Source organism: Mitsuaria sp. TWR114, assembly GCF_007997345.1.
The window spans coordinates 1-565 of record NZ_VOSR01001108.1 but is presented as its reverse complement, the minus strand read 5'-3'; the positions used below and the strand labels follow the sequence as shown (position 1 = coordinate 565).

Annotated in this window: 1 pseudogene; it reads right to left on the bottom strand. The window is 64.2% G+C overall.

Features of this window, described 5'->3' with window-relative positions:
• Positions 1-565 (bottom strand): annotated as a pseudogene (locus FUT87_RS27870) (argininosuccinate synthase); the annotation flags it as partial.

Here is a 565-nt window from a genome sequence, read left to right as displayed (position 1 = left end):
GCGGGCGACCCAGCGCTGGCGGTCTCGCGCAGCATCAGGCACTGCGGGTCGAACCAGCGGCCCTGGTACAGCAGGCGGCCGAGCTTCATGCCGTTCATGCGGTACTGCTCGATCGTGTCCTCGTTGTGGATGCCGGTGACCAGGCGCTCGTAGGCGATGTGCAGCAGCGCCATGCCGGGGGCTTCGTAGATGCCGCGCGACTTGGCTTCGATGATGCGGTTCTCGATCTGGTCGCACATACCCAGGCCGTGGCGGCCGCCGATGCGGTTGGCTTCCATGAAGAGTTCGACCGCGTTCGCGAACTGCTGGCCGTTGAGCGCGACGGGCACGCCTTCCTCGAAGCGCACGGTCACGTCTCGGCCTTGATCGCGACGTCGTCCTTCCAGAAGGCCACGCCCATGATCGGGTTGACGATGTTCATGCCCTTGTTGAGGAACTCCAGGTCCTTGGCCTCGTGGGTGGCGCCCAGCATGTTGGAGTCGGTCGAGTAGGCCTTCTCCACGCTCATCTTGTAGTCGAAGCCATTGGCGATGAGGTATTCGCTCATCTCCTTGCGGCCGCCGAG